The organism is Corynebacterium kroppenstedtii (assembly GCF_016894245.1).
Classification (GTDB): domain Bacteria; phylum Actinomycetota; class Actinomycetes; order Mycobacteriales; family Mycobacteriaceae; genus Corynebacterium.
Genome location: NZ_CP069792.1, coordinates 524,502 through 542,949, shown reverse-complemented (window position 1 = coordinate 542,949; position 18,448 = coordinate 524,502). Strand labels below are relative to the sequence as shown.

The window sequence follows — 18,448 nt, the reverse complement described above, 5'->3', positions numbered from 1 at the left end:
CCTGGACGCCGCTAACGAGCTAGCCAGCCTGGTCTTCAATGAGGCGGATCGCCGTCGATAATGCCTGGTCAGGTGATGTCATATCGGCGGCGAATGCCCGCGCAGCCTCCCGAACCGGTGACGACAGTGCACGGTCGAGGTCTTTCGCGAAGTGCTCAGTGGTCAAACGTGATACTGACGACCCGACTCCGACACCTAGGTTTTCAATGCACGACGCCCAGAAAGGTTGCTCGAAGCCGAAAGCATAAATCATGGTGGGGTTTCCGGAGCGCAGACTGGCTGCGGTCGTGCCGGCCCCACCGTGGTGAACCGCAGCGCAGCATCGTGGCAGGACAGCAGTCTGATTGATCGCTCCAGTGAAGTACACATCGTTAGCCTCGTCATGACCTTGATTGCCGACGGTGGACGTCGCTCGTGGTTCGTCGTTGGTGGCATTTGTAGTGCTGTCGAATCCGCTAAAGAGTACGCGGAGGTTGTGCCTTCGGGCCACGGAGACAATGGTGTCCACAAGGCGGGTGGGGTTCGATACCGGCATTGATCCGAAGCTCACAAAAAGTGGGGCGCTACCACTGGAAAGCCAGTGGTCAAGATCAGCGGGGAGGGTATCTGGTTCGTTGAGGCGACGCCGCGCAGAGGCGGGAAGATCAAGATACCCAACAAAAATTTTGTTGGTGCCTGCCCACTCTGCGGCGATGTCTGGGACGACGTTCGGGTCGCAGAGCTGTAGTTGAGGCACTGAGTGGTCGCGTAAGTAACGTGTGAATGGGTGAAATCGAGAAGCAAGCCCAAGATGGCGTCGGAATGTATTTTCCCAATGCCCGTACATGAAGAAGTCGAACCACTCCTGAATGTGCCATGATTTTTTCTTTATCCATTTGGGTGCGCGGCGGGTTAATTGATGCGGCCAACCCGAATAGCTGTTATGAGAAATTGGCGCATATCGCAGAACAACGAGGGGAATCCTCCATTTTTCAGCCAATGATGTCCCCTGTCTTTGACACATAGGATTCACAATTAACAAGGTTGGTTGTGCGAGCTTGGGGTGATCCATATCCGACGAGCCCTGGGTGCTGTTTTCGGAAAAGTAATAGTTGATGAGGTCTTGATGTAGATCATCAACGGAATGCTTAAGAAAGTGCGTAGCTAATTTCGCAATAGCGACGGGGTTTTTGCTCGCCAATGTTGATCGTGCGCGATCTGTCATATCGCCGATATTGATCCCCGCGGGAAACACTGACTGGATCCCGGCAGTGCGTGCAAAAGTGGTCAGACTAGGCGTGCACAAGAACGTGACAGTGTGACCGCGGTCCTGGAGTTCCAGACCGAGACTTACAGCGGGCTGGATATCGCCGCGGCTACCAGACAAGACAAACACAATATTTTGGCGAGCGGGTCTTTGAGTAGATTCAGAAGAGTCTGCTGGGCTGTTGTCGGTATGGTTTGCATGGTTTCGTGCAGAGTAGGCGGGCATAGCTTTCCTTGAGGGACCTCGCGGTGAAGTGTGGTGTGCGGAGTGCACCGGTATTAGTTCGTAATCGTTACAACGTTAGTTGTCATTATCGCAGCGGGTAAGGGGAAACGTCCTGGTACCGTCGGTGATGTGGATGTTTGCTACCTCGATGATATTGCCCTTTCAGGTCCGTGTACTCAGTATGTTCTGGACTGGGATGGAATTCCCGGTTCGGAAACCTTTCCACTAACGCTGAACCAACGTAACCATCTGGAGAGCGTCAGAGCGAGTGGCCGTCCATCATGGGTCGCAGGATCTTTTATCCTCCCCAGTAGTGTTCTCGCCGGCACACAGCACAACATCGACGCTATCGCGAATGCAATCCACACTCTTATCGGTGATTATGACGCATTGCGGCTAGTCCCCTCTAATCCGTCGGAAAATGACGGTAGCCAGAGAATGTGGTCGAATGATCACCTATCTATTGTGACCGAAGCATTCCTCACCGATTTGGATGCAGATTCTTCAACTATTCGTCAAGAGGTGGAGGCGAGAATCGACGACGCGTGCGTCCCGGGCCGTACCCCTGGGCTCTTTTTTGCCCTGTGCGGTCATCGCCTCGTGGTAGCAAGTGACCATTTTCATGCGGATATGGCGAGCATCCACATCATTCTCCAACGTCTGTGGGACCTTGTGGCTTCACCGGCAGAGAAGCTCAGAAACTGTAACAACGATCATGAGGCCACCGAAGAAAATGCCGGAATCGTTAACGGGAACGCCGGCACCTCGTCAGCCCCCGATCCCGCTACAGCTCCGTCGTTTATTGATGTTGTGCGAAAAGAACAAGAAGCATCCGTTCGCTGGCATGACAGTAAGAACAGCGATGAACTCCAGCGTGCACTTGCAGTATGGAAGCGTTTTTTTGATCGCACGGGGGGAATTGTGCCGGCATTTCCTGCCGATGTAGGTACGACGGAGTCGGTGACTCCTCATCACCGTACCGAACTTCTTGTACCCGCAGCACACATGGCCGGGCCACTTTCGACGAGGACATTTGCCGAGGTTGTGGCGGCTCTTGCGAGCTCTGTGCACACCGTGGTGGGGTCGGAGTCCCTGCCGTGCGTGGTCCCGATCCACACTCGAGGGCGGTCATCGAGCCCCTATCACGGGACTGTGGGGTGGATGGTCAGCAACGGCCCCGTCATCGCTGAGCCAGGCAACAGCGATGGCGTTCGCCAATGGTTGCGCGATGGCATTAAGGCCGTGACCGTTCCACTGGACATCGTCATGGAGACATTCAGTCCTGTGATGCCGACCCCGCAGCCCTTCATGGTGTCGTATAGCGATTTTCGCACCGGTCCGGGACGATCTGCAGCGATCCCCGGGGCCGTGTATTTTTCATCGCTCGCCCCAACAGCAACAGTGCAACTGTGGTTCACTAGAAACGACAAAGGACTATCGCTACGGGCAAAATATCCTGGGACTCCCCAGGCAGAGGCAATACTCGACGAGTGCGTTGAGGATCTCAGCCGCCGTTTAACCGGTACCGACTAGGCACGGACGGGCACAGCAGCCGCGTAATCCCCCGTCGTGACGACGCTGTGGATGATGGCGGCGAATCGCGATAGGAATGCAGCGATCGATTCTTCCGCCTGGGCGTTATTGGGGTAGCGCATCGAAACGTTGAGCCCCTCCCCAGTGCGGTTGAGCCAAATGTACACATCGTCGTCGCTCACTACGGAGCTGCGAAGAACGCGGTCTCGGTCGCCCCAGGCGTCGGCCCCCGGTATGAATCGTGTATCGACGTAGGAGATCACGAACCGAGGTGGCTCGTCGATGTGCAATGTGTCGCTCACGGCGGCATAGGGGTAGACGGAGAGATCACGGTGCCGCTTTGTGGCTTGGACCGTATCTGAAAACGCTTCGGTGAAACTCGATGCCCCATTGAGCGGATCATCGATTGGCATGAGACCAACAAACCATCCGGCAGACAGCATGTACTTGGGCTCGTGACGTGTGTGCATCGGCATGATATACCGCGCTGATGGCACCGGCGAGAGCTCGGTGAGCGCCAGCTTCAACGCGGTCAGGAGTGCAGACTTGGTTGACCCACCGTTGGCTTTCGCGCGCTTACCTAGCTGCGAGATATCTTTCTCGTTGAGTAGCCATTGGGAAAGGCTGTGCTGTGCCGGGTGCTGGTTTGCCGGCGTGGCCGACCCAGAATCCACGTTCGACCGAATAGGTAGAGGGAACACTGGCGGTGCTGGATACCCATTGGCATCAGTAAGGAACTCTTTCCATTCTTGTACTGCACGCTCACGGGCGGACGCCGATTCAGTGACAGCCCGTTCTCCGGCACAAAAGTCCACATACGAACCCGCAGGTGGCAGCGCTGGCTCCCGCTTATCGACGGCTGCCGCGTATAGCTCCCTGAGTTCGGCGATGGTGAACAGCTGTGTGTAGGCGTCCATCACTGCGTGGTCAGCGGCGAAAATGACGGTGAATTCAGGGGATGTGTGCTCGTGGCTGGCGTCGGATCGCTTTGCTTCAGGCTCACGAGCTCCAGCTTCAAACGCCTCAGGTTCAATCGTCGCAACAGTGACGTGTGGCCACCCGATCCCATTGACGTGCTGAGCGAAATGTCTGTGGATTTCGTGGCGTAGGAGCTGGTCGTCTTTGTAGACGCCGAAGTTGTTTCGGGAAACGTCAACTGCGGAAGAACCTAGCGTGTAGCGCGTAAAGCTCGTGGTCGCTTCGTTGTGGCCATCAGCGACAGCTGTTGTTCGGTATGCCTCGTGACGGCTAAACCATGTCCTGAGGGCTTCGCGGAAGGCGTCGGTACGTAGTGGCTGGTGGATAACGAACGCTCCGCCGATCCAGTCCTCCGACACGGAGGGAAGACCTTGCTCGGCGTTGTTCTTTTCTGCGCGGAGAACTTCGCGGAGGTGATCCTCGTGGTTGATGGAAAGACTGCGTTCGTCCTCGCTCCACTGGCTAGCGTCGTCAGTAAACTGCCAGGTGGAAAGCTGTCCGGTGGGGAGGGGATAGTCGGCTAGTTCTGTGTATTCCATCGTGTCGTCCTTCGTTTTGCTTATTGCCGTGCTTGTGTGCCAGTACGTTGCTGCTGTGCCAGTACGTCGATGTGCTTATCCAGCTGAAACGCTGCCACTACTGTCTTCCGAGCAGTCGTGCTATTGCACTGAGTACGTGATTGCACGATGCGGGTGAGTGCACTGTGTAGGTGCGTTCCGGCCCGGGCAAAATGTTGCTCCCTAGGGTCGATCGAGGACGCGGAAAGTGGAGACTGCCACGCCACGCTGGTTGCTATCTCCACGGTGAACAACGAATCACCACGGATGAGCTAAAGGTTTGTACTCTCAAGTTTCGGTAGCGTAGGTTCTCGCGGCGGCATCGTCAAGTGCTTATTTTCAATTTCGAACGATTTGTAATGGCCTAGCCGTATGAGATGTAACACAATGGGGGATAGAGAGAAGAAATAAAACTGCCTGCTCACCGGCATATTGGTGAGCTCAAGGACGCAGTTAATGGATGCCATCAAGAAAATGGCAGTGAGGTTAGTTACATGTCCGAGACGACATATGACGCAGCAGCGGTGAGACCCGCCACGGTCAGAACAGAGGGCCACGCTCCAATTTTCTTGGCTAGCGGGTGCGATGCTCCAAACGCAGCCAAGTAGGTGGCGCCGAGCGCTCCAGCTTTCGCCGGGCCTCGTTTGGCAAGCCAGGTCCGCCCAGCGTAGAGACCAGCCGCGCCAAGAACGACGCCTCCCAGCGGCCGGATCCCGGTTTCGCGCGCGGTGATCCACCCGCCGATTAAGCCTGTCGCGACAATTGGTGCTGTATCAACGTACTTGGCTTTCTTTAATTTCCAATTAGTGTTTGACATATCAGTCAAAATACACGTCTTCGGGTTTCAGTGATTCGGCACGGCTCGGTTGTGATTCTGCATTCTCCTTGTAATGGGCAGCATGGGGAATAAATGAGTGAGATTGCTCATCGGACAGTTGCCGTTTGACCTTCGCCGGAACACCCGCAGCAAGCGATTGTGCAGGAATTTCTTGCCCTTCCAGCACCACGGCAGCCGCTGCGATCAGACTCCCCTCATGGATCACGCTGTGGGAGAGCAACGCAGATTTCATCCCCACGAGAACTCCATTGCCCACAGTGGAGCCATGCACCAGCGCCATATGTCCGACGGTGACATCGTCGCCTAGCGTGCAGGGAGCATCACTATCGACGTGGAGAACGCTGTTGTCCTGAATATTCGTGCGTTCCCCAATTCGAATCGAGTTCACATCGCCCCGCAGAACGCAGCCGTAATACACGCTGGAATGCGCACCGATTTCCACATCACCGATCAACGTGGCATTGGGTGCAATCCACGCGGTCCGGTGGACTCGCGGCCGCTTCCCATTGAAGGGAAGAAGTAGCGGGCCGTCCGTGGATGAAGCTGTTTGTGGAGCGAAAGCCGAGTTTTCCATATCTCCATACTAGAAAGCCGCGAGAACCGGGGGTAGCCGGAACAAGCCGCGGCTACTCCTCGCAGCGCTACTCCTCGCGACGGTAGACTTCCTGCGCCGAGACCTGGTCGCGAGCCATAATCGTGATGTGGTCAATATTCATCCGCGACGGCCGCGTCGCAATCCAAGCGACAGCGTCGGCAATGTCCTCAGCAACCATCGGCTCTAAGCCGCGATAGACTGCGTCGGCCTTCTCCTTATCGCCACCAAAACGAACCGTCGAGAACTCCGTGTTCACCAGGCCGGGGCAAACCTCACACACGCGAACCGGCTTACCCAGCAACTCCAGGCGAAGCACGCGCGTCATAGCAGCCACCGCATGTTTGGCGGCGTTGTATCCGGCTCCACCGCGGTACGGCTCGTGCCCGGCAATCGAGCTGATATTAATGACCTGACCATCGCCACTGGCCTCAATCTTGGGCAGCAGAGCCCGAGTCACACGAAGCGTGCCCAACACGTTGGTGTCATACATCCATTGCCAGTCCTCGACGTTGGCGTCGGCAATCGACTCGGAACCGTGCGCCCCACCAGCGTTATTGACCAACACGTCACACCGCGGAACCTGCTCACAGAACTTATCGACGCTCTCCTGATCGGTCACATCCAGTGGCAGGGCGACGGCGTCAATACCCTCGGCGACGGCTTGAAGCTTCTCGACGCGCCGGGCACCAATGTAGACGGTGTATCCCGCGTCGGCCAGCGCCTTTGCGGACGCCGCGCCGATGCCGGAACTTGCGCCCGTAATGACGGCTACAGGTTTGGTGCCGTTGCCTTTAGCGCCAGAATCGTTAGTGGTAGCGGAAGAAGCGTCTTTAGAAGGTGATGTCATAAATAATTCTCCAAAGTTGCGGATACGTGTGAGGTTTATACGGGTTAAGGATTGTACGAGTAGTGGGGGACACATGCGCCCCGCTCGACGGAATGCGCCCCCACCACGCCACTACTGAATAGCGATTTTTTGATCCAACGTCGTCAGCGCCTTATCCAGGATCTCAAGGCCCTGGCGTGCAACGTCGTCGGGAATATTCAGAGCGGGGCAAATGTGGATACGGTTCATGTTTTGGAACACCACCAATCCGTTCTCACGGCACTCCGCAACAAGTTCCTTGACCTCAGGGGCGGTGGTTCCATAAGCACCAAGCGGTTCGCGAGTTTCCTGATCCTTCACCAATTCGACTGCCCAGAAGCAACCGAGACCGCGAACATCTCCGATGCTATGGTGCTTCGCTGCCAAATCACGCAATGCTGGACCAAAAAGATCCTCGCCCAAACGTCGAGCGTTATCAACCATCCCCTCCTCGTCCATAGCATTGACCGTGGCCACAGCAGCGGATGTTGCCAGAACATGACCCGAGTAGGTCAATCCGCCGGGGTAGGGGGTGTGGTCAAAATCAGCGGCGATCTCGTCAGAGATTGCGACACCGCCCAATGGCACATAACCCGAGTTCACCCCCTTGGCGAACGTCACCAGGTCCGGTTTCGCACCAAACTCCTCGAAGGCAAACCAGTTGCCGGTTCGGCCGAAACCAGCCATGACCTCGTCGCAAATCATGACGATGCCGTACTTATCGCAGATTTCGCGGACGCCCTGCCAGTATCCAGCCGGCGGAGGCATAATTCCCGCCGTTCCGGGAATTGTCTCCATAATGAACGCGGCGAACAGCTCCGGCCCCTCAAACGCAATGAGGTTATCCAAGTACTCGAGGGCGCGCTGGCACTCTTCCTCTTCCGTCGTGGCATGGAATTGGCTGCGGTACAAGAACGGCCCAAAGAAGTGAACCGCCCCCGACGTCCCATAGTCATTTTTCCACCGACGATTATCGCCCGAAACATTCATAGCGATCTGAGTTGCGCCGTGGTAGCCCCTGAAACGCGACAACACCTTGTAGCGACCCGTGTGCAGACGTGCCAAACGGATAGCGTGCTCAACAGCATCCGCACCACCGTTGGTGAACAACACCTTGTTGAGATGATCGGGCAAGTGCGACGTGATCAGGCGCGCGGCCTCTGAACGCTTATCATTCGCGTACGCCGGAGCGATGGTGCACAGTTGGTCCGCCTGCTCTTTGATGGCCTGCACGACCTTCGGATGTTGGTGGCCAATATTCGTATAGACCAACTGCGAAGAGAAGTCGATATATTCCTTTTTATCTGCATCGACAATGTAGGAACCGTGGGCAGATTCCATCACAATCGGATCCAACTCCGCCTGTGCAGACCACGAATGAAAAACGTGGGCTCGATCGTCGTTGTAGGCGCGCCGACCAACGTCGGACTGGGGTACTGGCACCGTAAACCTCCCTGGTGTCGGGTCAAAAGGATGTGCGGTGTCGTCGCTGGATAGAACCTGAATAAAACTCAGCAACGTACCGGCTCCGCTGAGTCTAACGGAAAAGAGGCATTTAATCCCTTGCGTTAACAAATGTTTACAATTGGCCAGCTATTGCGTGACCGGACATCGCGTAGTTAGTCATTGCACCGGCATGACGTTCTCGCGCCGAGACACGCGCCTTGTTCTCGCACCTTGTTCTCGCGCCGGGACACGCGGTCTTTACACCGATATGCGCCCTTTACGCCCAGCCGAGTTCGTGCAGACGGTCGTCGTCAATACCAAAATGATGCCCAATCTCATGGACGACGGTGACAGCAACCTGGCGGACCAATTCCTCTTCCGAATCGCAGTATGCGCAGATTGCTTCCTTATAAATCGTGATTTTATCGGGTAGAGCAAAGCTATACGACGACGTCCGCCGGGTGAGAGCAACCCCCTCGTACAGGCCCAAGGTGTGGGGGTTGTCGCGGTTCCACGGTTCGACAACCAACGCAACATTATTCATATTGCGCAGGAGAGATTCGGGGATAAGGTCAATACCCTTATCGATGAGCTCGTCGAATCTTTCGTCAGATACGGAGATCATGAAGGAACCTAATTTCCCCGTTTAGGCGCACGGCTCGGCTGCGGCGGGGGTGGATTGCCATTAATGGTGAATTCGCCCTTTGCAGACCCTTTCAAAGTGGACAGTGAGTTATTGTCCCCCGTTTTAATCAGAGAACAATTGACGTTCCGGGAACCACCCTTCCAGGAATCCTCCGTAAGCGTTGTCCAGAACGGTTCGAGCGTGGAGTTATAGAGCTTGTCATCGCCCCCAATGAATGATGTGACGGAATCGGTACAGCGTTTATTGAGATACTCATTTTGATCTTCAGTGGATGGGTATTCTTTGAATTTTTCACCCAGATCAACGATGTCTGTGACCTCATATTGGTGGTCAGCATTACAATCCACAACCTGAGCGGTTGCATCCACCGGTGAATCACTGTCAGTTTGTTTGTTCTGGTTATCGTCCTTCTTTTCAGTAATAGCGACGCACTCACCGGGCTTAAACACAGGGGATTGGTCCTGATCAGCGGCCTTGCCCGTAATCGCACTGGCGTGGCCGTCATTTCCCGTCACTTGGAGGCCACACAACAGCGTCCGGTCACCATCTGCCCATGACTTTTGTGGCGGCAAAATGGGAGCGATAGTGAACCGCCCCGTGGGATCAAACTTCCCGCCCAGATAACTAAGCGTGGGCTGTTTGCACAATTCATTGCTCAACTCTGCTTGGCGTTTCCGGCTAGGCATACCGGCGTTTGAACCGAATTCACTGGCCGGGTAGGTTGCCAAATTCTCCCGGTGGGATACCTCGAAGCGGTGAGATTTGGCGCAGTCGACGGTTTGGAAATCGGACACAGTGCCGTCGGATGAGGTCTTCCAATCCAAGCACTGTCCAGCGTCGGCATTAGTAAAGGATTTTTGTTTCGATTCTTTATCTTCCCCAGGCACCGTATGGGGGGTGTCCGACGTGGAATCGGAATGCTTTCCCTGGGCGTAGGTAAAAGTGCCCGCGGCTGATCCGCCACAGAGGAGTGCGACGAGGCCGACAATGACTGAAGAACGTCGGACTGTCGGTTTCATGCGTCACCTTCGTTTCCGGGGTCGTTGACTAATAGCGATCGATGTTTATACGCGGCATGTGCTGCCGGATGAGACCCACTACTTATTATTATTCCAGTACTATTCCTGTACCTTACTTGTTTGCTTTTTGACCGGTTGAAGCTGGACAGTGCTAAAACCATTAAGCTAATGCTGTGATTGATCTGAAGCAGCTTCGTGATGACCCCGACCGTGTCCGTGAATCCCAGCGCACCCGTGGCGAAGACCCCGGCCTCGTTGACCGCCTCCTCCAGGCTGACCAGGCCCGACGTGAGGCTATTTCCGCTGCCGACGCCGCACGCGCAGAACACAAGGCCTATACAAAATCCATGGGTAAGAAAATGCGCGACGCATCCCCCGAAGAAAAGGAGAGCCTGCGCGCACGGGGAACGGAACTGTCCGACGTCGTGAAGGATAAAGAGGAAGCTCAGCGCGTTGCCGAAGCTTCGGTTCACGACCTACAGATGCAGATCTCCAATATTGTGGAAGGCGCACCGGCCGGTGGAGAAGAAGATTTTGTTGTTCTCGAAAAAGTGGGAACCCCGCCACAATTCGATTTCGAGCCGAAAGACCACCTCGAGCTCGGGGAATCCTTGGGGATTATCGATATGGAGCGCGGTGCGAAGGTGTCGGGTTCGCGCTTTTACTTCCTCAAGGGGGCGGGTGCTTTGCTACAGCTCGGCATGCTGCAGCTTGCTGCACAGAAGGCTGTGCAGCACGGATTTGAGCTGATGATCACTCCGGTCATTGTTAATCCGGAGTCGATGTCGGGCACCGGTTTCTTGGGGCAGCATGCTGACGAGATTTATTACTTGCAGGAGGACAACCAGTATTTGGTGGGAACCTCCGAGGTTGCGTTAGCGGGCTACCATAGTAAGGAGATCATCGATCTTTCTGCTGGTCCAAAGCGCTATGCGGGGTGGTCCTCGTGCTTCCGGCGTGAGGCTGGGTCGTACGGCAAGGACACGCGGGGAATTCTTCGTGTGCACCAGTTCGATAAGGTCGAAATGTTCAGCTACTGCAAACCGGAGGACGCGGCTGCGGAGCACCAGAAGCTGTTGAGCATGGAGCGAGAGATGCTCGCGGCTGTCGAGGTTCCTTATCGCATTATCGATGTTGCTGGTGGCGATTTGGGTTCTTCGGCAGCGCGAAAGTTTGATACTGAGGCATGGGTGCCGACGCAGAATACGTACCGCGAATTAACGTCGACCAGTAACTGCACGACATTCCAGGCTCGCCGGCTGGGGATCCGGTACCGCGATGACAACAACAAGACCCAGATTGCGGCCACTCTGAATGGCACTTTAGCGACGACGCGCTGGCTGGTGGCTATTTTGGAGAATAATCAGCAGGCGGATGGGTCGGTGAAGGTGCCGGCAGCTTTGCAGCCCTATGTGGGTCAAGACGTGCTGAAACCGGTGAAGTAGCGCGGGATTAGCGCTCGTCACCGGCTGTCAGAACGACGTAGTGATAAAGAGGTCGGTTTCAAGAAAGCTCTTCGCACGGGACGAGCACGGTGACCCGCGCAATGGAAAGCTGTGTGAAAGAGGCAGGTTGCGTTCGTTCAAGAGAACTCAACCTGCCAATATTTACTGGAGAGAGACGCAAACCCTGAGTAATTAGTTGTGCGAGTCGATGAAGCCGATTGCGCGGTCGATGACTTCGTCGCGGGAGGGTTCGTTCATGGTTTCGTGCATGTCGCCTTTCCACAGGACCATGTGCTTATCGGTGGATCCGACTGCGTTGTACCAGTTGATATCGAGCGGGTAGGGAACCAATCCGTCGGTGTCACCGTGCATGATGAGCGTTGGTTTCGTGTAGTTCTTAGCGTGCGCTCCGGTGTAGAGCAGAGCAGATGCGATCTGGTACAGCGTCGACACGTTCAACGTCTTGCTGTTGAGTGGATCGTTAGAGAGCTGGTCGCGAACATCCGGATCTGAGACAACACCCAGCTTGAAAGCGTTAGGTACGTCGATGGTCTTGAGTGGCTCTGGGGACTCGATCGGCTTGCCCGCATCCGGTGGCAACTTCAAGCCGAACTGGTCTAGAACACCCTGAACGTCGTATCCGAGCATGGCGTCGAGTGGCTCCAACGGGCGTTTGCCGTCGTTAGGCAGGTACGGGCCAAAGAAGGTTGGGTAGGACTGCCCGTCGGCGTGCTTGTATTCCGGCATGAGGGTGTTCTCGCCGTAGTTGTTGATAGGTACACCGCCGCCGTTGGTCACGGTTGCGTCGATGGTGTCCGGGTAGACCACTGAATACATCTGAGCTGCCATGGCGCCCATGGAGTGGCCCATCATGTATACCTTGCCGGACTGCTCGTGATGGATCATGTCGACGAGCTGTTTCATGTCATCGATAACGTAGTTGAAGTTATCGATCAGTCCCTTATGAACGTTGTTGTATGGCTCTGCGGAACGGCCGTGACCGCGGTGATCAAGGCGGTAAACGTTATATCCGGCCAAGTTGAGACGGTACGCGATGTAGTCGTAACGCTGTTGGTTCTCTGCCAAACCGTGGATAAGAGCAATGCTTCCCTTGGCATTGGGAACGATATTCTTCTTCCAGTAAATCTGGGTGCCTTTGCCATCGGTCGACGTGAATGTGCCATCAGTGACCTGAGCGTCGGGGGCAACCATACCGGTGATGCGGCCGGGGTAGGTGTTGTAGGTGCGTACGACTCCGTCGGGGTTCGCTTCGGCAGCGGCAATGGTGCCCGAACCGAAAATCACTGCAAGTGAGAGAACAGCGGCGCCACTGGCCTTCTTGAGGGACGACATTTTTAACCTCGTATGGGGAGAAATGAACAATGGTCGGTGCGGTTAATTTTCGCGACTCTAGTAGACAGCTAGTGCGATAATTAACCACTTCATCTATCCGATATTTCAATGCTCTACAGCAGGAAACTTCTTAGAGCCGAAGAAAAAGCAGAGGTTTGAACGGTTCTCAATCGAGATTTCGTCTCGACGGGTGCCTCGCTCTCTTTATTCCTCTGGCCGATGCTCCCAAATTGAATATTGATTCAATCGGTAGATATCGCTAAAGGAAATACTAATACATTTCAGAAGTTTGACGAAGAAAAAGTTTGCGGTTCTACCCCCGTGTGGGGCTGGTATGTAATGTACCGAGTTATGCGGTACCTATGCCGACGAGTTGTGTGGAAAGTGCAATGTTTAGGCTGATCCACATGTTATCTGTGAGCGCGCTACTGCTCCGTACTTACCCAGGTTAAACGGCTTTTTTATGGCGAGACTGAAGCGCGAGTGAGGCTATCGTCGTGCGGTGAGCATGTCCGGGATGAAGGGATATTTAATTTCCGATGAATGTAAAAACCAGGTGGGCTCCGCGTGTGTGATAGGGGTGGTGAGAGGGGGCGGAATAACACGCCTGGATGAGGTTTATGTCAAGCTTTATGGCTTACCTCAAAATGGCGTTGTGCGTTAAAGGAGGCAGAAGCAGTAAAAATTAATTTCGGTGAATGTCATCGCATGGATTTATATGTAAAGGTTGATCGAAGGATAGTGGCGGGTTATCTACGTCACGACAGAAGTGGAAATTAATCTTGGGCGAAAGTGAGAAATAAGCCATCTGTGGAAACTGGAACTTAAAACCATGTAACCGCGAATAATTCTAAATGACTCAAAATAACTTTACTGGCTAATAGATGTCGACGCTCAAGTCGAGACCAATGCCAGGGTCGTGGGGCGGTGCCCAGCGTCCGGCTAGGACTGGCCGCTACCGAGTGGACGGCCAGTTGACGGAACGCAGTCCCGGGATCCTCCACGTTTAACGGGACAGAGGTGGAGGATTCGAGTCAATGGCCCACGATTTAGCTGGGCTCGTTGGTGCTCTCCTCCCAGTTGTAGGTGCGTTCGACGGCGCGGTTCCAATCGCTGTAGAGCTGCTTGCGTTCGTCTTCACCCATCTTTGGTTTCCACACCTTGTCTACGGTGCTCTGTTCTTTGAGCTCGTTGAGCGAATCCCAGAACCCAGCTGACAGGCCAGCCGCGTACGCTGCGCCTAACGCCGTGGTCTCGATGTTCTTGGGGCGGACAACCTCAGTATTGATGATGTCGGACTGGAATTGCATGAGAAATTCATTCATGACCATTCCGCCATCAACTTTCAGGGCATTAATGTCGACGCCTGAATCCGTGACCATGGCGTCAAGCACCTCGCGGGTCTGATACGCGGTTGCTTCGAGAACCGCGCGTGCCAGGTGATTGCGGTTCGCAAAACGGGTCAGTCCGACGATGACACCACGGGCATCAGGCCGCCAGCGCGGCGCAAATAGACCTGAGAAGGCGGGGACGAAGTACACGCCCCCGTTGTCCTCCACGGACTTCGCCATGTTTTCAACAGAGGGTGCGTTAGGAATCAATTGGAGGTTGTCGCGAAGCCACTGCACCAGGGAACCACCCATGGCAACTGACCCTTCGAGTGCGTAGACCGGCTTTTGGTTCTCGATCTGGTAGCACACGGTGGTGATCAACCCGTTGTCACTCCACTTCGGCTTTGCACCGGTGTTGAGCAGCATGAACAAGCCGGTTCCGTAGGTGTTCTTCGCGTCGCCATTCCCGAAGCAGCACTGGCCGAACATTGCGGCTTGCTGGTCGCCTAGTATGCCACGGATGGGGACGCCAGCCAGTGAACCGCGGGCGCGTACGGTGCGGAAATCGCCAATCGAGGGGCGAATTTCGGGGAGCATGGACTGCGGGATGTCCATCGCCTTGCAAAGATCCTCGTCCCACTGCAGCGTCTTAAGGTCCATGAGTGATGTACGGGAAGCGTTGGTTACGTCGGTGACGTGCAAGGCGGGGTTGCCGTTGTCGCCGTCGACACCGCCGGTGAGGTTCCACAAGAGCCAGGTGTCGATCGTGCCGAAGAGGAGGTCGCCTTTTTCTGCCTTCTCGCGGGCCCCATCCACGTTTTCCAAAATCCACATGATCTTGGGGCCGGCGGGGTATGAGTTCAGGCGAACACCTGTCGTCTTGCGCCAGCGGTCCGGCCCTTCCTCGCCGGCAAGCCGCTGTGCGATGTCATTAGTGCGGGTGTCCTGCCACACAATCGCGTTGTAGATGGGCTCGCCGGTGTTTTTGTCCCAGACCACCGTCGTTTCACGTTGGTTCGTGATGCCAACAGATACGACATCGTTGACAGCAATGTCTAGTTCCGCCATGGCCTCGCCGACAGCGCGTCGGGTATTGTTCCAGATCTCCTTGGCGTCATGCTCAACCCAGCCCTTTTTCGGGAAGATCTGTTTGTGCTCGAACTGAGCAACGGTGGCAATGGAACCATCATGGCGGAAGAGAATGCACCGGGTGGAGGTGGTTCCCTGATCGATGGCTGCTACATATTTCTCTGGCATGGAATCTCCAATAGTGTGTGGTCGGGTAGTTCTTGTGTCGTCGTGCTTGCGCTGGAGGTAACCAACCTTGCGCACATCAGTGGGGGTGGGCTACCTGGTTCTATTGTCGCTTCTTTAGAGCGATGGGGTGGTTCTTTATAGAAAAGATGGGGTAATTGGTGGGCCCGTGGAGGCTATTGACGTCCCTTTCGTATATACAAGCGCGCCCCGGGCGACACTGATGGGTCGGGCGGAGCGCACTGTATTCATGATTTATCCGAGGGCTACGGCGGTGAGGCCAGCGGCAACAGCGCCAAGCATCGGTCCGACGATCGGGACCCAAGCGTATGCCCACTGTGCTGCGCCTTTGTCCTTAATAGGCAGTACAAAGGCGTACATCAAACGCGGGCCCAGGTCACGCACGGGGTTAATCGCATATCCGGTGGGTGTACCAAGGGACAAGCCGATAGCGACGATGATGAAAGCAACGCCGAAGTACTTGAGGGGGCCCAAGTCTCCACCGGAGGGACCGAGGAGAATGAAGACCAACAATGAGTACGTGGCGATGAACTCTGTTAATGCATTCCAAAAGTTATTGGGATGAGCGGGAACGGTGAAGAAAATGCCTTGAGTGGTGGCATTTCCTTTGACGTTATTGCCGTTGTCATCCAGATTGTTCGCGTCAAACAATTGTTTAAACGCTGCCCACGCTAGGAACGCACCAGCCATCGCGCCGAGCAACTGTCCACCGAAATACCAGGGGACGAGTGACCACTCGAGTTTGTCGTCGATAGCAAGGGATAAGGTGACGGCCGGATTGAGGTGGCCACCGGTTTTGTCAGCGATGCTCGCGCCGATAAACACTGCGAGACCCCAGCCAAAAGCAATGGTCAGCCAGTTGGTGTTGCGGGCCGTGGACGTCCGGAGATTGACTGCGGCACACACACCATTACCAAACAGCATGAGCATCATCGTGCCGAAGAATTCCCACCCCATGGCTTGGGGGCCTGTTAGCGTTTCCATCTCACCTGTCCTGAGAAGTATCGACGTCCGGGCGAGTATCTTCGACATTCGCCTCGATCTTGTTAGCGGACTCGTCGGTCAATTCTTTTTCGGCCTTCTTCTGGGCCTCGACACGATCCGTGAAGACCCTAATTTCTTCTTTACGGGCCTTTTCGTCCCAGCCCATCGTGTCAGCAACTAGCTTGGAGACTGCTTCCGCACATTCGACACCACGGTGGTCATATTCCATCGCGAGGCGCATACGGCGATGAAGGATGTCCTCCAGGTGAGCTGCACCCTCGTGGGTAGCGGCATACAGTGCTTCAGCCATCAAGTAAGCCGGCGCACCCGGGATCGGCTCAAGTAGAGACTTGTCCTTATCGGCAGGTGCCAGGACTTCGTAGATGAGCGAACCATAGCGGTTGAGCAGGTGCTCCACGGTCTTCTCAGAGATTCCCAGCCGCTTCGCCAGCTGCGGAATCTGGTTGGCCAGTGCGTGGTAGCCATCGGCGCCGAGAAGCGGCACATCCGTGGTGACCGAATCCGGAACATCGAACGGGATGTCTTCCTTGGCGGCGTCGACTGTATCTGCGCCGATCACGCGGTAGGTCGTGTACTTGCCACCAGCCACAGACACTAGGCCAGGGGCAACGCGGGCGACTGCGTGGTTGCGTGACAGGTTCGTCGTCGAGTCTGAAGAACCGGCAACCAGCGGGCGGAGTCCCGCGTACACGCCAACGATGTCGTCGTACGTGATCTGGCGCTTCACCTTGGCATTAATGTGCTCCAAGATGTAGTCGATATCGGCCCGCGTCGGTGCGGGATTAGCCAGGTTCATGGTCCAGTCGGTGTCGGTGGTACCGATGATCCAGTACTCACCCCACGGGATCACGAAGAGAACGGACTTTTCCGTGACGAACGTGAGAGCAACGTCGCCAGGCAAGACCGACCTCGGGATGACGATGTGAACACCCTTGGAGGTGTGAACGTGGAATTTGCCTTCGACGCCGGCGAGCTTTTCGATCTCGTCATTCCAAATGCCGGTGGCATTGACAAACACCGACCCGTGAATGGTGGTTGTTCGGCCAGAATCAGTGTCGACGATCTTCGCGCCGGTGATTCGGTCTCCGTCCTTTTCGAAATCAACGACCTGGGTTGAGGGGCGGATCGTTGCGCCGAACTCTGCCGCAGTACGCAGGACAGTCATGGTGTGGCGGGCGTCGTCAACGAGGGTGTCGAAGTAACGGACACCGCCGACGAGGGCGTCTTCCTTCAACCCGGGGGAGAGCTTGAGCATGCCCTTGCGGGTGTAGTGCTTCTGCATTGGCACGGACTTTGCACCGCCCATGAGGTCGTACAACATGAAGCCGGACGCCATGAATGGGCGCTGCCAGATGCGGTGCTCCAGCGGGAAGATGAATTTCAGCGGCTTAACCAGGTGTGGGGCAAGGCCAGACATGCTGAGCTCGCGCTCGCGGAGCCCTTCGGCGACAAGCCGGAAGTCCAGCATGGCGAGGTAACGGAGCCCGCCGTGGAACATCTTGGATGAGCGTGAGGAGGTACCTCCAGCGAAGTCACGGGTTTCCAGGACGGCAACTTTTAAACCACGAGTTGCAGCGTCTAGTGCAGTACCGGCCCCAACGGATCCTCCGCCGATGATGACCATGTCGTAGTGCTCTTTACCGAAGTCTTCCCACGCTTGTTCGCGCTGTTCTTTGTTCAGTGAAGTGCTAGTGGCTGAGATCGCCATAGTTGCTAGGTTCCTCCTTCGAGCTGAGCACGTGGAAAAGAGCTGGAAGAGTAGCACAAGCCGAAGGCGATCCACCCTCCTTATCGGTGCCAGGGGTCTGGATCAGGAGAGAGGTTTTCGCCTTCGTTATGTTACGTAGCTCTCGTACTCACTCATTGAGATGTGAAGGTCACATTATTTACGGTGTCGACGCTATCATCTGGAGAGGACCTGCGTGAGCATCTACCTACGGTCGCGTAGGTAGTAGTTTTCGGGTGTGAACTACTGGTGGTCTCGTCGGTGCTGGAGCTATGGCTGACAAAGGTTTATTTATGTCCGTTTGGCGTATTATTTCCGTCATTTATGCCCGTTAATGACCGCAATCAGACGGCAAATTAATCTCA

General features: G+C 55.5%; 14 protein-coding genes. 2 read left to right on the top strand and 12 right to left on the bottom strand.

Features of this window, described 5'->3' with window-relative positions; all coding sequences use genetic code 11:
* Positions 1-19: 19 nt before the first annotated feature.
* Positions 20-1,366 carry a glycosyltransferase gene (locus I6J23_RS02470; protein ID WP_204582396.1) on the bottom strand — a complete coding sequence of 449 codons (1,347 nt, stop codon included), beginning with the start codon at positions 1,364-1,366 and terminating at the stop codon, positions 20-22.
* Between the two features lie 234 nt (positions 1,367-1,600).
* Here I6J23_RS02470 and I6J23_RS02465 point away from each other — a divergent pair, with 234 nt between their 5' ends.
* A complete protein-coding gene (locus tag I6J23_RS02465) occupies positions 1,601-3,004 on the top strand; it encodes a hypothetical protein (protein ID WP_204582395.1) in 1,404 nt (467 codons plus the stop codon).
* Here the strand turns inward: I6J23_RS02465 and I6J23_RS02460 are convergent.
* The 7 genes from I6J23_RS02460 to I6J23_RS02430 form a co-directional block, all read right to left on the bottom strand.
* Positions 3,001-4,521: a condensation domain-containing protein gene (locus tag I6J23_RS02460; protein ID WP_204582394.1), complete on the bottom strand. Its 1,521-nt coding sequence runs from the start codon at positions 4,519-4,521 to the stop codon at positions 3,001-3,003. The two genes, I6J23_RS02465 and I6J23_RS02460, sit on opposite strands and share 4 nt — an antisense overlap.
* A 508-nt stretch (positions 4,522-5,029) precedes the next feature.
* Complete coding sequence (locus I6J23_RS02455; protein WP_204582393.1) at positions 5,030-5,356, bottom strand: hypothetical protein; 327 nt, start codon at positions 5,354-5,356, stop codon at positions 5,030-5,032.
* Position 5,357: 1 nt separating this feature from the next.
* Positions 5,358-5,951, bottom strand: a complete 594-nt coding sequence (locus I6J23_RS02450; RefSeq protein ID WP_204582392.1) for a gamma carbonic anhydrase family protein — start codon at positions 5,949-5,951, stop codon at positions 5,358-5,360.
* A gap of 67 nt (positions 5,952-6,018) precedes the next feature.
* Positions 6,019-6,819, bottom strand: coding sequence for an SDR family NAD(P)-dependent oxidoreductase (locus I6J23_RS02445; RefSeq protein WP_239454955.1), 801 nt, complete (start codon positions 6,817-6,819; stop codon positions 6,019-6,021).
* 111 nt (positions 6,820-6,930) lie between these two features.
* Complete coding sequence (locus tag I6J23_RS02440) at positions 6,931-8,280, bottom strand: aspartate aminotransferase family protein (RefSeq protein WP_204582391.1); 1,350 nt, start codon at positions 8,278-8,280, stop codon at positions 6,931-6,933.
* A gap of 280 nt (positions 8,281-8,560) precedes the next feature.
* Positions 8,561-8,908, bottom strand: coding sequence for a metallopeptidase family protein (locus I6J23_RS02435; protein ID WP_204582390.1), 348 nt, complete (start codon positions 8,906-8,908; stop codon positions 8,561-8,563).
* Positions 8,909-8,916: 8 nt separating this feature from the next.
* On the bottom strand, positions 8,917-9,948 hold the full coding sequence (locus I6J23_RS02430; RefSeq protein WP_204582389.1) for a septum formation family protein: 1,032 nt from the start codon (positions 9,946-9,948) through the stop codon (positions 8,917-8,919).
* Positions 9,949-10,121: 173 nt separating this feature from the next.
* Between I6J23_RS02430 and serS the strand changes: the two genes are divergently transcribed.
* Positions 10,122-11,393, top strand: a complete 1,272-nt coding sequence (gene serS / locus I6J23_RS02425) for a serine--tRNA ligase (RefSeq protein WP_204582388.1) — start codon at positions 10,122-10,124, stop codon at positions 11,391-11,393.
* Between the two features lie 192 nt (positions 11,394-11,585).
* Here serS and I6J23_RS02420 read toward each other — a convergent pair whose 3' ends face one another.
* From I6J23_RS02420 to I6J23_RS02405, 4 genes are all read right to left on the bottom strand, one after another.
* Entirely contained in the window at positions 11,586-12,746 is a 1,161-nt protein-coding gene (locus tag I6J23_RS02420; protein WP_204582387.1) for an alpha/beta fold hydrolase, read from the bottom strand.
* A 1,049-nt stretch (positions 12,747-13,795) separates the two neighbouring features.
* Entirely contained in the window at positions 13,796-15,334 is a 1,539-nt protein-coding gene (gene glpK / locus I6J23_RS02415; RefSeq protein WP_204582386.1) for a glycerol kinase GlpK, read from the bottom strand.
* A 252-nt stretch (positions 15,335-15,586) separates the two neighbouring features.
* A complete protein-coding gene (locus tag I6J23_RS02410) occupies positions 15,587-16,336 on the bottom strand; it encodes an MIP/aquaporin family protein (RefSeq protein ID WP_204582871.1) in 750 nt (249 codons plus the stop codon).
* Between the two features lies 1 nt (position 16,337).
* Positions 16,338-18,065, bottom strand: coding sequence for a glycerol-3-phosphate dehydrogenase/oxidase (locus tag I6J23_RS02405; protein WP_204582385.1), 1,728 nt, complete (start codon positions 18,063-18,065; stop codon positions 16,338-16,340).
* Between the last annotated feature and the right edge of the window lie 383 nt (positions 18,066-18,448).